This is a genomic window from Pseudomonadota bacterium (assembly GCA_039818985.1).
Classification (GTDB): domain Bacteria; phylum Pseudomonadota; class Alphaproteobacteria; order Sphingomonadales; family Sphingomonadaceae; genus Alterisphingorhabdus.
Window position 1 is genome coordinate 1,471,727 of record JBCBSU010000001.1, and the last position, 14,008, is coordinate 1,485,734.

General features: G+C 58.5%; 13 protein-coding genes. 6 read left to right on the plus strand and 7 right to left on the minus strand.

From position 1 onward, the window contains the following. Positions 1–5 precede the first annotated feature (5 nt). The 5 genes from atpA to AAFX04_07000 all read left to right on the plus strand — a co-directional run bounded on the left by atpA (position 6) and on the right by AAFX04_07000 (position 4,738). On the plus strand, positions 6–1,535 hold the full coding sequence (atpA, locus tag AAFX04_06980; GenBank protein MEO1045164.1) for a F0F1 ATP synthase subunit alpha: 1,530 nt from the start codon (positions 6–8) through the stop codon (positions 1,533–1,535). A 110-nt stretch (positions 1,536–1,645) separates the two neighbouring features. After that, positions 1,646–2,515, plus strand: coding sequence for a F0F1 ATP synthase subunit gamma (locus AAFX04_06985; protein ID MEO1045165.1), 870 nt, complete (start codon positions 1,646–1,648; stop codon positions 2,513–2,515). Positions 2,516–2,537: 22 nt separating this feature from the next. Continuing rightward, entirely contained in the window at positions 2,538–3,983 is a 1,446-nt protein-coding gene (gene atpD, locus AAFX04_06990; GenBank protein MEO1045166.1) for a F0F1 ATP synthase subunit beta, read from the plus strand. 14 nt (positions 3,984–3,997) lie between these two features. Beyond that, positions 3,998–4,477 (plus strand): hypothetical protein, encoded by a 480-nt coding sequence (locus AAFX04_06995; protein MEO1045167.1) that lies wholly within the window; start codon positions 3,998–4,000, stop codon positions 4,475–4,477. Between the two features lie 3 nt (positions 4,478–4,480). After that, positions 4,481–4,738, plus strand: coding sequence for an ATP synthase F1 subunit epsilon (locus tag AAFX04_07000; GenBank protein ID MEO1045168.1), 258 nt, complete (start codon positions 4,481–4,483; stop codon positions 4,736–4,738). Here AAFX04_07000 and AAFX04_07005 read toward each other — a convergent pair. Continuing rightward, entirely contained in the window at positions 4,728–6,386 is a 1,659-nt protein-coding gene (locus tag AAFX04_07005; GenBank protein ID MEO1045169.1) for a hypothetical protein, read from the minus strand. The genes AAFX04_07000 and AAFX04_07005 overlap by 11 nt on opposite strands. Before the next feature lie 206 nt (positions 6,387–6,592). Next, positions 6,593–7,615 carry a DMT family transporter gene (locus tag AAFX04_07010; GenBank protein ID MEO1045170.1) on the minus strand — a complete coding sequence of 341 codons (1,023 nt, stop codon included), beginning with the start codon at positions 7,613–7,615 and terminating at the stop codon, positions 6,593–6,595. Between the two features lie 137 nt (positions 7,616–7,752). On the opposite strand from AAFX04_07010, the gene AAFX04_07015 reads away from it, so the two are divergent. Then, positions 7,753–9,258 carry a CpaF family protein gene (locus AAFX04_07015; protein MEO1045171.1) on the plus strand — a complete coding sequence of 502 codons (1,506 nt, stop codon included), beginning with the start codon at positions 7,753–7,755 and terminating at the stop codon, positions 9,256–9,258. Between the two features lie 12 nt (positions 9,259–9,270). Here AAFX04_07015 and AAFX04_07020 read toward each other — a convergent pair whose 3' ends face one another. From AAFX04_07020 to AAFX04_07040, 5 genes are all read right to left on the minus strand, one after another. Continuing rightward, on the minus strand, positions 9,271–10,440 hold the full coding sequence (locus tag AAFX04_07020; GenBank protein ID MEO1045172.1) for a DUF1501 domain-containing protein: 1,170 nt from the start codon (positions 10,438–10,440) through the stop codon (positions 9,271–9,273). Between the two features lie 2 nt (positions 10,441–10,442). After that, positions 10,443–11,900 (minus strand): DUF1800 domain-containing protein, encoded by a 1,458-nt coding sequence (locus tag AAFX04_07025; GenBank protein ID MEO1045173.1) that lies wholly within the window; start codon positions 11,898–11,900, stop codon positions 10,443–10,445. Positions 11,901–11,996: 96 nt separating this feature from the next. Beyond that, positions 11,997–12,197, minus strand: a complete 201-nt coding sequence (locus tag AAFX04_07030; protein ID MEO1045174.1) for a hypothetical protein — start codon at positions 12,195–12,197, stop codon at positions 11,997–11,999. 10 nt (positions 12,198–12,207) lie between these two features. Continuing rightward, positions 12,208–13,098 (minus strand): 3-hydroxyisobutyrate dehydrogenase, encoded by an 891-nt coding sequence (mmsB, locus tag AAFX04_07035; GenBank protein ID MEO1045175.1) that lies wholly within the window; start codon positions 13,096–13,098, stop codon positions 12,208–12,210. A gap of 125 nt (positions 13,099–13,223) precedes the next feature. After that, complete coding sequence (locus AAFX04_07040; protein MEO1045176.1) at positions 13,224–13,991, minus strand: alpha/beta hydrolase; 768 nt, start codon at positions 13,989–13,991, stop codon at positions 13,224–13,226. Between the last annotated feature and the right edge of the window lie 17 nt (positions 13,992–14,008).

The following is a 14,008-nucleotide window of genomic DNA, read 5'->3' on the forward strand; positions in this document are numbered from 1 at the left end:
ACCCCATGGACATTCGTGCCGCAGAAATCTCAAAAGTCATCAAGGACCAGATCGCCAATTTCGGCACCGAAGCAACGGTCTCCGAGGTCGGTACCGTGCTCTCGGTGGGTGACGGTATTGCCCGTGCCCATGGCCTCGCCAATGTCCAGGCCGGTGAAATGGTCGAGTTCGAAAATGGCGTGAAGGGCATGGCGCTGAACCTCGAAGCCGATAATGTCGGCATCGTGATCTTCGGTTCCGACGCCGACATCGCCGAGGGCGACACGGTGAAACGGACCGGCACCATTGTGGACGTTCCGGTCGGCAAAGGTCTGTTGGGCCGCGTTGTCGATGGTCTGGGTAACCCGATCGATGGCAAGGGCCCGATTGAAGCCACCGAGCGCAAGCGCGTTGAGGTAAAAGCGCCGGGCATTATCCCGCGTAAATCGGTGCATGAACCGGTTCAGACCGGGCTTAAAGCGATTGATGCACTGGTTCCGGTTGGCCGTGGCCAGCGTGAGCTGATCATTGGTGACCGTCAAACTGGCAAGACCGCTGTCGCTATCGACACCTTCATCAACCAGAAGAATGTCAACAGCAGCGATGATGAGAGCAAGAAGCTCTACTGCATCTATGTCGCCGTCGGCCAGAAGCGCTCGACCGTAGCGCAGATCGTCAAACAGCTCGAAGAAAATGGCGCGATGGAATATTCCATCGTCATCGCCGCAACCGCTTCCGAGCCTGCTCCGCTGCAGTTCCTTGCGCCGTATACCGGCTGCACCATGGGCGAATATTTCCGCGACAACGGCATGCATTCGCTGATCGTGTATGACGATCTGTCGAAACAGGCGGTGTCCTATCGTCAGATGTCGCTGCTGCTGCGCCGTCCTCCGGGCCGCGAAGCCTATCCGGGTGATGTTTTCTTCCTGCACTCTCGCCTGCTCGAGCGTGCGGCGAAGATGAACGAAGATAATGGCGCCGGTTCGATGACCGCACTGCCGATCATCGAAACCCAAGCGGGTGACGTGTCGGCTTATATCCCGACCAATGTGATCTCGATCACCGACGGTCAGATCTTCCTCGAAACCGACCTGTTCTATCAGGGTATCCGCCCGGCGATTAACGTCGGCCTTTCGGTCAGCCGTGTGGGTTCTGCCGCACAGACCAAAGCGATGAAAAAGGTCTCCGGCTCAATCAAGCTCGAGCTGGCGCAATATCGCGAAATGGCGGCCTTTGCGCAATTCGGTTCTGATCTGGACGCGTCGACCCAGAAGCTACTCAACCGTGGTGCACGCCTCACCGAGCTGCTCAAACAGCCGCAATTCAGCCCGCTTCCATTTGAAGAGCAGACCGTGTCCATCTTCGCCGGCACCAATGGCTATCTCGATGATGTCGAGACCGATCGGGTTACCGAATATGAGACCGAGATGCTGCACTTCATCCGCTCCGAGCATGAGGATATTCTCGATGCCATCCGTTCGACTCAGAAGTTCGAGGATGACGTCAAGGAGAAGCTGGTGGCTGCACTCGACAAGTTCGGCAAACAGTTTGCATAGGACTATTTATTCCCCGTTCGCCCTGAGCTTGTCGAAGGGCCGCACTTCTTCTGCAGAAGTAAAGAACGGGGCTTCGACAGGCTCAGCCCGAACGGAAATTTGAGAGAATAATGGCCAGTCTTAAAGAACTGAAAAACCGGATCGGGTCAGTTAAATCGACCCAGAAGATCACCAAGGCCAAGCAGATGGTCGCCGCAGCCAAGCTGCGCCGTGCCCAGGCGGCAGCCGAGGCTGCACGCCCCTATTCCGAGCGTCTGGCTGACGTCATGGCGTCGCTCGCCGGCAAAGTTTCGGGCGACAGCGCACCGAAGCTGCTTGCCGGCACTGGCGCCGACCAGCGTCACCTGCTGGTGGTGGTCAACACCGATAAGGGTCTGTGCGGTGGCCTTAATTCCAATATTGTCCGCGCCGCCATCGCCAAGGCCCGCGAGCTTGAGCAAGACGGTAAAGACGTCAGCTTCTACCTCGTCGGCAAAAAGGGCCGCGCACCGATCAAGCGCGTCTATGACAGCAAGATCAGCACCCATTATGATACGTCCAAAGTCCGCAACCCGGGCTTTGACGAGGCGACCGAGATTGCCGACGAGCTGGTCACGATGTTTGGCGAAGGCAAATATGACATTGCCCATCTGATCTATCCGGTGTTCAAATCGGCGCTGGTGCAGGACCCGACGGCACAGCAGCTTATTCCCGTCCCTGCCCCCGATAACGACGAGCAGAGCGGCGCCGTGGTCGAATATGAGCCGGGTGAAGAGGAAATTCTCGAGGAATTGCTGCCGCGCTATGTCAAGACCCAGCTGTTCGGCGCGCTGCTCGAGCGCGAAGCCTCGGAACAGGGGGCGTCGATGACCGCGATGGACAATGCGACACGCAATGCCGGCGACCTGATCAACCGCCTCACCATCGAATATAACCGCAGCCGCCAGGCCGCGATTACCACTGAACTTGTCGAAATCATTTCGGGCGCGGAAGCGCTTTAAATAACCACTAAGGACCAACACCATGGCAAACACCAACACAGTAGGCCGCATCAGCCAGGTTATCGGCGCCGTTGTCGACGTGACCTTTGACGGCGAGCTGCCGGCAATTCTCAACGCGCTGGAAACCGACAATAACGGTAAGCGCCTGGTGCTCGAAGTGGCGCAGCATCTGGGCGAGAACACCGTGCGCACCATCGCCATGGACGGCACAGATGGTCTGGTTCGCGGCCAGGAAGTCAAGGACACCGGCAGCCAGATTGCTATGCCGGTCGGTCCCAAGACGCTGGGCCGCATCATGAATGTTGTCGGCGAACCGATCGACGAACGCGGCGATATCGGCGCCAGCGAAACCGCACCGATCCATGCCGATGCACCCGAATTTGTCGACCAGTCGACCGATGCCGAAATTCTTGTCACCGGCATCAAGGTCATCGACCTGCTGGCACCCTATGCCAAGGGCGGCAAGATCGGCCTGTTCGGCGGTGCCGGTGTGGGCAAGACCGTTCTGATTCAGGAACTGATCAACAACATCGCCAAGGGTCATGGCGGCACCTCGGTCTTCGCCGGTGTGGGTGAGCGTACCCGTGAGGGCAACGACCTCTATCACGAATTCCTCGATGCCGGCGTTATCGCCAAGGATGAGGATGGCAACGCCATCTCCGAAGGATCCAAGGTGGCGCTGGTTTACGGCCAGATGAACGAGCCTCCGGGCGCACGTGCGCGTGTGGCCCTGTCGGGTCTGACCATCGCCGAATATTTCCGCGACCAGGAAGGCCAGGACGTGCTGTTCTTCGTCGACAATATCTTCCGCTTCACCCAGGCGGGTTCGGAAGTGTCGGCGCTGCTCGGCCGTATTCCTTCGGCTGTGGGTTATCAGCCGACCCTGTCGACCGATATGGGCGCGCTGCAGGAGCGGATTACCTCGACCAACAAGGGCTCGATCACCTCGGTACAGGCGATTTACGTCCCTGCCGATGACTTGACCGACCCTGCACCCGCCACCTCCTTTGCTCACCTCGATGCGACCACCGTGCTTAACCGTGCGATCTCCGAGCTCGGTATCTACCCGGCGGTTGACCCGCTCGACTCGACCTCGCGAGTTCTCGAACCGCGTGTTGTCGGCGAAGAGCATTATGAAACCGCGCGCGCGGTGCAGTCGACGCTGCAAAAGTACAAGTCGCTGCAGGACATTATCGCCATTCTTGGCATGGATGAGCTTTCCGAAGAGGACAAGCTCACCGTCGCCCGCGCCCGCAAGATCCAGCGCTTCCTGTCACAGCCTTTCCATGTCGCCGAAGTCTTTACCGGCCTGCCGGGCAAGTTTGTCGATCTGGAAGACACGATCAAGTCGTTCAAAGCGGTGGTCGAAGGCGAATATGACCATCTGCCCGAAGCCGCTTTCTACATGGTCGGCGGCATTGACGAGGCGGTCGAGAAAGGCAAGCAGCTCGCTGCCGAAGCTGCCTGATCGCCGCGCATTTCATGAACGCAAAGGCGCTGCAACAGGGACGTATCGACACCCTGTTGCGGCGCCTTTTGCAATGCGGCATTGTGGTTTTTCTGGTGATCTCAGCCTTTGATATTCACCATTATCGTGTCGAGCATTGGCAGAATTTCCGCGCTGATTTCGAGACACTCGCCGCCAGCCAGTTCGGACAGAGTTTTGACGGCTGGTGGCTCTATGCAGTGGCGTTTCCCTTTGTTGCGACCAATTTCGCCTGCATGGTGCTGATGCTCATGGGACGGCGCAATCTGCACTGGCCGTATGCTATTTCGGCGATTGTGATGGCGGTAATGCCCTTTGTCGGATGGCAGACCGCTATCTACCGCAGCGTCTGGCCAGATACCCTTACTCTGCTGGGCTATGGCATTGGCGGCATGATTTTCGCAATCGTATTTTTTCGCTTGGATAGCGCTTCGCAAGCGCTTATGGCTCCGGCCAACAGAGAGACACAGGAATAAGTCATGGCACTGCATTTTGAACTCGTAACCCCGGAAAAGCTGATCCGCTCTGAAGATGTGCACATGGTGCAGGTGCCGGGCAGTGAAGGCGATTTCGGTGTCCTCGAAGGCCATGCCCCGTTCATGTCGACAATCCGCAATGGCGAAGTCGCCATCTTCCGCAGCGAGAATGGCGAGCCGGAAATGATTGCCATTGAAGGCGGCTTTGCCGAGGTCAATGACAAGGGCCTGACCATCTTGGCCGAGCGCGTTACTGCCTGAGCGACACCGTACAGCTCAGCGCATCTGCACGGGCGATAAGCGGCGCCATATAGCTGCTCGCTTCCCGGTTGCCCCAGTTGAATTTGCGCATCAGTGCGCCATATTCGGCCACCGTCATGAAGCTGACGGTATAGCGCTGACAAAGCCGGTCAATATCGTCAGGCTCCAGCGTTGAACCACGCAGCCGCAGCGGACGGTTTGCCAGATATGGGTCGTTGGTGACCAGATCCACGGCGAATGGACCGGCATCATCATCGATAATCAACAGATCGACATTCTGACGATCGAGCCGTTCACTGAGATCGGCAAACACACCGGATAGCGAAGAGGCCTGCCAGAGATACCAGGGGATAATGGCCAGCGCAGTAAAGGCCGTAGCGATACGCCACTGGGTCTGTGACAACAGGTTGCGCGCGCGCAACTCAACCCAGCCCAGTGTCGCGAGCAGAACCGCTACGCCCATGAGCCCATGCATATAGCGATAGCCCCAGCCATGCCCCTGATAGGGTCGCAGCAGCAATTTCACCATGATGGTGGTGATCAGGACGCCGATAAAGGCCCAATATAACGGTTTGCGTGAGGTCAGCGCTGCCCTTACCCCGACCAGCAGCAATGGTAGCATGAGAGCATGTTGCCATGTGAAGAACCGTACCATGTTGGCGCTCTGAACCGCGATATTCTCCCAACTCAGCTCTTCCAGCGCCCAGCTTAAGCGGGTCAGGAAGAAACTGTCCGTATCACGCGTCACAATGGCCAGTGGTTCGTCGACCATGGCCAGCGGCAATTTCAGCCAGAGCGCCCAGAGCATGATGATCAGCGCATAGGCACCGGCATAGAAGGCCGCGAGCCACCAGCGGCGTTGCCACAGGATCAGTGCCAGTATCGGACCGGCGAATAGCGGATGATAGACCAGTTGATGCAGACCGGTAGCGGCAAGGCCAACCGTGATCGCCGCGACATGGCTGTACCAGCGGTCATGCAGGAACAACCACAGCCAAAGCATGTTGAGCCCAAGATGCCCGGCCATGGCATAGCTGGTCATCGACAGCAAAAATATCTGCGCGCTCATCGCATAGAGAAGGACAGCAACCCAATGCGCCTCGCGATTTTCGGGCCATAGCCGGATAGCAATGCGCCATGTCGCCCACAGCCCGAGAGCGGAAAAGAACGGGCTGCTCCAACTCCCGAACAGCATCTGGAAGAGTGCATTGACCGGTCGGTAACTGGATAACCAGGCATAGCCGCGCAACGATTCCACGGTGAAGATGACATTCAGGCTGTCATGGGTTTCGCGCCAAAAATCAGGTAACCGCGCAATCAGGTCACCATTTGAAAAGATCCGTGCGTCCATCACCGCCATCTGTTCGTCGCGCGAGAAATGATAGCCATGCAGCACCAGCCAGTGCCCTACCCATCCCAACAGCAACAAGGCACTGCATGACAGCCAGAAACCGGTGTTGCTCAAGCGGAGGGAAGAAAAATCGACGCCAGTCGCCGGACGGCGGGCCATGGCAAACCATAGCAGGATCAGGGCGCAGGCAATGAACAGATCCTGTCCTTGCAGGAACTGGCGCACCATGATCTCGCTATAGGAAAATGAGCCGAGCAGCAGCAACGCAACCAGAATATAGGCACTGGTGATGAGCATCTGGCTCCACAGATCGGGCGTTGCGCGGGCAGATGTGTTTTCCGCAACACCGTCGCTACGCTGTCTTTTACCGATTTGTGCAGATGAAAAGCCTGGAAGCACGGTGCCACTGCTCTTGGTTACAGATCGCGCAGGTCTAGGCCATCATGGTTAATTTAGGGTATAGTCACCCCCTGCCCATGGTCTCGCCTGCTGCACCGGAAGCATCAATTTTTGCTGCGCCACCACAGATACAGTCCGCTAACAATGATCAGCGCTGCCCCGACCATCGCCTGGAGATCGGGATAATTGCCATAAACGCTGATGCCCAGGGCAAGCGCCACCAGCAGCTGGACATAGACCATCGGCGCCACGACAGCGGCGCTGGCACGCATGGTACCAAGATAGATCAGCATATGGCTGAACGAAGCGGTACAGGCGACAACCGTACAGACGATCAACACCCATGTCGGCGGTAATGACAGGGTAAAACCTTCTAGTTCGGCATAATGCGCAACCAGCGATGCCAATATCAGAAACGGTGCACAAAAGGCAGCCAGCAGGAATTGCATCAGCAGCACACTGCCGCTGCCCGCAACCTTGCGGTTGAGCATCATCACGCCGGACATGGCCAGCGCGGCCACAAGAGGCAGAGCCGCAGTCCAGCCAAGGCTGGCAACATTGGGGCGCAAAATCATGATGACGCCAGCAAAAGCGATGATGCTGGCCACCCAGATATAGGGTGCCACCCGCTCCTTGAGCAGCCATGCCGACAACAGTGCAGTCAGCGCCGGGTTAATGAATAATATGGCGGTGGCATCGGCTAACGGCATCAGGAAGATGCTGGTGAAAAAAGCCAGTGTCGCCAGAGACAGCATGAAGCCGCGCGCCAGCTGATAGCCGGCCATCGGCACGGCAAAGCCGGAGATTCCCGACCGTGCAAGCAGCAGACCACCGAGCAACAGCGCGCCCAGGGTGAAACGCAGCGCCGCCACTGCCGTGCTCGGCCACATGCCGGCGGCAGACTTGATGATCGCATCCCCGAGCGAAAGGCTGGCAAAGCCGGCCAGGGTGAGCAGCATTGCCGCACCGACACTGTCATGGCCATGGGCATTGCTGGTACCAGAATGCGCCGCCTGGGCCGCACCCGGACGGCTCTCGGTCATTGGTGGCAAGTTGGAAGAAGGCCGGTTCATGTCGCTGCCCATGACAGAAAAAACCGATAGCGCCAACCCGTTGTGAACGGTCATCCAAACCAGAGCAATGGCCAGTTCGGAATCACCGCACCTGCGTTAGGAAAATGTAAAAGTTTCCGGCCTATTTACCTTATCCAACCACCAATAATTGGGCCTGATCAGTCCATCAGAAACATCATGGGACGTCGAATATGAGTGCATTTGGACGGAAAAACGGCATGGGCAATCGCCCACAATTTGGCGTTGCCCGTCCGATGAAGGGTGGCGGACCTGCTGAACCGGCAGCGGATGACAAGTCTGAACAGTTCCCGCCTATTGATGAAGCCAAGCTTCCCGGAGCATCGTCAGCGGAATCTCCGGAAGAAAATGATGCCATGTCGCGGCTCACCGACCGCGCCAACGCGCTCGCCGAGGAAGCGCCGAAACCTGAAGGTTTCGAAGCCTCGGTACACAAGATCAAGGAACAGGTGCTGCCGCGTCTGCTTGAGCGCGTCGACCCCGAGGCGGCGGCGACGCTGACCAAGGAAGAGCTGTCCGAGGAATTCCGCCCGATCATTCTCGAAGTGCTGGCCGAACTCAAGCTGACGCTCAACCGGCGCGAACAGTTTGCGCTTGAGAAGGTGTTGATCGACGAGTTGCTCGGCTTCGGTCCGTTGGAAGAGCTGCTCTCTGACCCGGATGTATCAGACATCATGGTCAATGGTCCCGAACAGACCTATATCGAAAAAAAGGGCAAGCTGGCCATCGCGCCGATCCAGTTCCGCGATGAGGAGCATCTGCTGCAGATCGCCCAGCGTATCGTCAACCAGGTCGGCCGCCGTGTCGACCAGACCACACCGCTTGCCGATGCCCGTCTCAAGGATGGCAGCCGTGTCAACGTCATCATCCCGCCGCTCTCGCTGCGCGGTACCGCCATCTCGATTCGTAAATTCTCCGACAAGCCGATTACCCTCGACATGATGAAGGAATTCGGTTCGATGTCGGACAAGATGTGCACCGCGCTGAAGATTGCCGGGGCATGTCGGATGAATGTGGTAATCTCGGGCGGTACGGGTTCGGGTAAAACCACCATGCTCAACGCGCTGTCGAAAATGATCGATCCGGGTGAGCGTGTCCTGACCATCGAGGATGCTGCCGAGCTTCGTCTGCAGCAACCGCACTGGCTGCCTCTGGAAACGCGTCCGCCCAACCTTGAAGGCAAAGGCGCGATTACCATCGGAGACCTTGTGAAAAACGCCCTGCGTATGCGCCCCGACCGCATCATCCTGGGTGAGATTCGTGGTGCCGAGTGTTTCGACCTGCTGGCCGCGATGAACACCGGCCATGACGGCTCCATGTGTACACTCCACGCCAACAACCCGCGAGAGTGTCTGGGCCGTATGGAGAATATGATCATGATGGGCGACATCAAGATCCCGAAAGAGGCCATCAGCCGCCAGATTGCCGAATCGGTGGACCTGATTGTTCAGGTCAAGCGACTGCGCGACGGTTCGCGTCGCACCACCAACATTACCGAAGTGATCGGCATGGAAGGCGATGTCATCGTCACTCAGGAGTTGTTCAAATTCGAATATCTCGACGAAAGCGCCGACGGCAAGATCATGGGCGAATATCGCTCGACGGGCCTGCGCCCCTATACGCTGGAAAAAGCGCGCCAGTTCGGCTTCGATCAGCCGTTCCTCGAAGCCTGTCTCTGATTGCAGATCAGTTCAGCCCCTGACCAGCCCCGGATAGACTGGCTGGCCACGCATATGGGTAAAGAGCATCTGCTGTACCCTTGCAGGATCAAGAGCAAAATGCGCTGCCACCGCGCCGCTGATCGCGCTTTCCTGTGAAATGGTCGGGCGCAGGTCACGGCCATCAAGCAGTTGCGATTTACCGAGCCCCGGCCAGTCGGCATGCACTTTGCCACCATTGACCGTGCCGCCGAGCAACATCATTACCCCGCCTGTCCCGTGATCGGTGCCATTGGTTCCGTTGATAGCGGCAGAACGACCGAACTCCGTCGCAATGACCACCAGCGTGTTGTCCCATTCGCCGGCCATGCCCGATCGAAAGCCGTCGAGCATGTCATCAAGATATTTCAGGTTTACGCGCATGCGGAACTGGCCATTGGCGTGCAGGTCCCAGCCTTCGGTTTCCACCATCGCGACACTGGCACCGCTCCTGCCACCCATCAGCCGTGCCATCAATGCCCCGGCAGCGCGTCCATCACGTCGCCCCACAGGTCCTGAATTACCTGCCATGTCACGCGTCTCATTAGCGCTTTGCAGCGCGGCAGCAAGATCGGGGCTGTCACCATAAAGCCGATTGAGACGATCGAGGAAATCGCCATCCGGGCTGGGCAGCGAACTCGGCGTATAGCTGGACGCCCGGCCCGGGCCGCGCAGCGCCAGCGGAATGTCGCTCGAAAGGGCAATTGCCGATGGCGCCTTGTCAGCGCTGTCGGTTTCCAGCAATGTTATCAAACGGTTGAGCCAGCCTGTCTTGACCTTGTAAGGGGCATCGCCGCCCGATTCCAAAACATTTTGCCCGTCAAAATGCGACCGATCACGATAGACCGAGGCGGTGGCATGAACGAATGCGGCCTGTCCGCCATCATAGAGTTTCGCCATATTTGGCAGCGAAGGGTGCAACCGGAACAGGTCATCGAGCGCGTGGCCGCTTTCGGCTTCCTTTACATAAGCACGGCGCAAATCGGCAAAGTGACGGTCGCCCACCGGCGCCAGTTCGGCAAGGCCATCCGCGGCACCACGCTGGATGACGAAAAGCAATTTGCGTCCCCTAACCTGCTGCGCCAGCGCCGGAGCAATGGTCCGGCTGCCGGCCAACGCGGTAAAGGCGATGCCTGCGGCCAATATTGTCCGGCGGTGCAACATGCTCATCTCCTCAGAAACTCCGGACTCATCAGCAGCATCGCGTAGGCCTGTCTGGAACTTTCTGCACGACTAAGCTCAAGCGCGGTGGAAGCACTGAGACTTTGCGGGAAAATCTGACGCGCCAATGTCGGGACATCGAGATCGGCGGGCGTGCGGCCCGCAATCAGACGACTGACTTCGACCCGCTTGAACAGCGTATCGGGGCCGAGCCAGTCACTCTGCTGGTCACCAAAGCCTGCAGGCGATCCGGGCCGCCAGGGTTGCTGCCCCATGCGCCGCATCATGTTGAGCAGATGCTTCGCCGGTAATGCAGTGCCACGATGAATCCGGCTGGCGGCAACCGCCCATTCCCAGGGCGTGGTGTATTTGCCTTTGGCCTGCCACACTTCGGGTGCATTCACCAGCCTACGGTAGAGGCTGGCAAGGTCGCCGCCGGTTTTCAGGAAGTCCTCTTCAAGCTGGTTCACCAGCGATGACGGCGGATCATCGGCGGCAAAATGCCGTGCCAGCTTGGTGGCAATATGCCGCGCCGTCGACGGATGCACTGCCAGATCGTCAAGGATGGCCAGCGACTGACCTGCGCCCGACTGGCTGTAACGCCGACCCATTACCTGCGCCGTACCCGGCTGGTGCAACGGTTCGGCGAACGCGGCCGCGCCGTAATTCCCGTCGAGATTGAGCCGCTGTGCCAATCGCCCGCGTGACAGGCCACTCACCGTCCATCCGGTCAGAGCATGTGCCAGCTGCACCACGTCATTTTGGTCATAACCACCACGCACACCAAGGCTGTGTAGCTCGAGGATCTCACGTGCCAGATTCTCGTTGAGTCCACGTTGCCGATTATTGCGCCGCCGGTTGACAAAGCGCGCCGCAACGCTGTCAGGGCCGATCGATTGTATCTGATCGAGATAGATCAGCATCGCCGGGTGCAGCGATGCCGCCTTCAGCAGATCGGCAAAACGGCCCATGATATTGGGGCGGATAGCCTCGAACTCATGTAGCCCGGCAAAGCCTAGCACCAACGGCTTTTCAACCGATACCGCAAAATGGTTGGCCCAGAAATGCACCAGTCTTTCGGCAAAACCGGTATCGCTCTGCGTTGCACTATCGATACGTGCGTTTACCGATCCAGCATAGAAATCGAGCGCGGAGCGACCGATAAACTTGCGGATCTCACGGTTTAGAGCAGCGCCATTCTGCTGACTCATGCTATTGGGACGGCTCACATTGCCGTCATTACCGATCACCCCATTGGCACGCAGCGTGTCGAGATAATCGGCAGTGGCCCTGGCAATGGTCTGGCGCGACGGCGCAGCGGCGATCATGGCCGGGCGCGGGTTGAACCGGTCGAGCTGGCGCAGCAGAGAGACGGCAGGATCATCGGCGGGAGCACCAGCAGGTGGCTGCCCGGCTCTGGGTCCAAGGCCAAAGCGACGTTCGGCATGTTCCGACATCAGCATGAGAAAACTCCTGCAGTCATGAGTGCATGCTATATTGCGGCAGATGAACTGCCAATGAGGCATTGTGTCGCAAATTGTCTCAGTCTGCCGCGCCTGTTAGAGGCCTCGCAGACCCAAACCGGCAGCGAAAGCGGCAAAGATCAGCGCCAGAACCATGATCAGGTTCCATGGCATGAAGCCGACACGATCAAGATCATCACGATCATTGCGCCGCTTTTCCATGATCGCGCAGATAATGGCGATAGACACGGCCGCAACAGCGGCAATGGCCCAGGGATGATTGGCCCATTCGTCCATTGCGTGTGGCTTATGCCTGGCTGATGCTGTCCAACGCGGTGATGATCCCGGAAAAGTCCAGGCCCTGGCTGTCTGCTTCGACAAAAGCAGCGTAAAGCGCCTCTGCACGCTCACCCATAGGAACTGACGCTTTTGCCGAGCGTGCCGCTTCCAGCGCCAGACGCATGTCCTTGAGCATCAGCGCCGCAGCAAAACCACCCTCATAGCCATTATCGGCCGGGCTTTGCGGACCGACGCCTGGCACCGGGCAATAGCTTGTCATCGACCAGCTCTGGCCCGATGCCTGGCTGGAAATATCATAGAAGGTTTGCAAATCGAGACCCAGATTTTCTGCCAGCTTGAAAGTCTCACAGGTCGCCGCCATGGTCGATCCGAGGAGCATATTATTGCAGATTTTGGCAGCCTGCCCGGCGCCATTGCTCCCGGCATGGATCACCGCCTTGCCCATATCGGCAAGAATCGGTTCCGCCTTGGCAAAGGCTTCCGCACTGCCGCCCACCATGAAGGTCAGCGTGCCGCCATTGGCTGCGGCAATACCGCCTGAGACCGGAGCATCGACAGGAAACATCTTCTTGGCATGCGCCATATCGGAGATATCTCGCGCGGTATCGACGTCGATGGTCGAGCAGTCGAGCACGATGGCTCCGGGCGATCCCGACATGATAACGGTGTTGGCATAAACGCTGCGCACATGTTTGCCCGCTGGCAGCATGGTGATCACCGCGTCCATGCCGAGCACCGCCTGGTCGGCTTCGGATACCGGCTCACATCCGGCGGCCCCTGCCTTGGCCAGTGCCTCGCCCGACAGATCGAAAGCTGTCACTTCATGCCCGGCCTTGACCAGATTGGCAGCCATGCCTCCGCCCATATTGCCGAGACCGATAAATCCGATTTTGCTCATTGTCATGCACTCCCGGTGGCGCTGTCCGCCTGCGGACGCGCATGTCATACTGTGATTGATGAAGGATTTAGACGATTGCCGTTCGCTGCTTCAATCGCCGATTTCAACTTATCGGCGATTGCCTGTCAGGCATCATCGATCGAACCGAAAGCCATTCTGCGAAAACCCGAGCGGTCAAATGGCTCCCAGGCGCTTTCAGCCTGTGCCAGCCTGTCGGCAATGACATACATCACCATCGGATTGACGCCGAGACCACAATGGCTGGCATGGACCACGACATTGTCGGTTTGCGGCGCCGGCTTTTGCACCGATCCACGCCAGCTTACAACGCCATCGGTCTTGGTGAGGATCGATGTTGTCGGCACCGGCGGCGCTTCATCGAGCTGGCGATAACGGCCTTCGCGCAACGGTTCCGGCTCCTCCCCGTTAAGCGCCTCGAACAGGTGGCGCGCATTGCTGTGCCCCCGATCATTGGAAATCGGACTGCCAAGGGTAATCACCTGACGCACTTTCTCCGGCGCCGCCTTGGCAATTTCGCGGGCGAAAACGCCACCCAGACTCCAGCCAATCAGCGACACCTTGCGGCCATCAAGCTGGTGCACCCTGTCAAGCAGGTCATTCATCTGGCGCTCGCGGATACTGTCGATACGGACATTGCGACCGAGATCCCACCCATGACTGTCATAGCCCAGTTCCTCGAGCAGGCCACGCATCGGCCGGGTCGAACGGTCACTCGCCATAAAGCCGGGAAACACGATAACCGAATGGCCATCACCACGCGGCAATTGGGTCATCGCCATGCGCAGCGCATAGAACCAGCCCAGTTCCACCACGGCCCGACCCTCGGCCAGTGTCCAGAACAGGCTTGGCGGCTTCGCACCAGGTTCGCTCATCAATGGTGATGTTGCCA

Coding starts and splice junctions, on each gene's coding strand:
- atpA (MEO1045164.1), top strand. CDS start 6: ATGGACATTCGTGCCGCAGAAATCTCAAAAGTCATCAAGGACCAGATC.
- AAFX04_06985 (MEO1045165.1), top strand. CDS start 1,646: ATGGCCAGTCTTAAAGAACTGAAAAACCGGATCGGGTCAGTTAAATCG.
- atpD (MEO1045166.1), top strand. CDS start 2,538: ATGGCAAACACCAACACAGTAGGCCGCATCAGCCAGGTTATCGGCGCC.
- AAFX04_06995 (MEO1045167.1), top strand. CDS start 3,998: ATGAACGCAAAGGCGCTGCAACAGGGACGTATCGACACCCTGTTGCGG.
- AAFX04_07000 (MEO1045168.1), top strand. CDS start 4,481: ATGGCACTGCATTTTGAACTCGTAACCCCGGAAAAGCTGATCCGCTCT.
- AAFX04_07005 (MEO1045169.1), bottom strand. CDS start 6,386: ATGCTCATCACCAGTGCCTATATTCTGGTTGCGTTGCTGCTGCTCGGC.
- AAFX04_07010 (MEO1045170.1), bottom strand. CDS start 7,615: ATGACCGTTCACAACGGGTTGGCGCTATCGGTTTTTTCTGTCATGGGC.
- AAFX04_07015 (MEO1045171.1), top strand. CDS start 7,753: ATGAGTGCATTTGGACGGAAAAACGGCATGGGCAATCGCCCACAATTT.
- AAFX04_07020 (MEO1045172.1), bottom strand. CDS start 10,440: ATGTTGCACCGCCGGACAATATTGGCCGCAGGCATCGCCTTTACCGCG.
- AAFX04_07025 (MEO1045173.1), bottom strand. CDS start 11,900: ATGCTGATGTCGGAACATGCCGAACGTCGCTTTGGCCTTGGACCCAGA.
- AAFX04_07030 (MEO1045174.1), bottom strand. CDS start 12,197: ATGGACGAATGGGCCAATCATCCCTGGGCCATTGCCGCTGTTGCGGCC.
- mmsB (MEO1045175.1), bottom strand. CDS start 13,098: ATGAGCAAAATCGGATTTATCGGTCTCGGCAATATGGGCGGAGGCATG.
- AAFX04_07040 (MEO1045176.1), bottom strand. CDS start 13,991: ATGAGCGAACCTGGTGCGAAGCCGCCAAGCCTGTTCTGGACACTGGCC.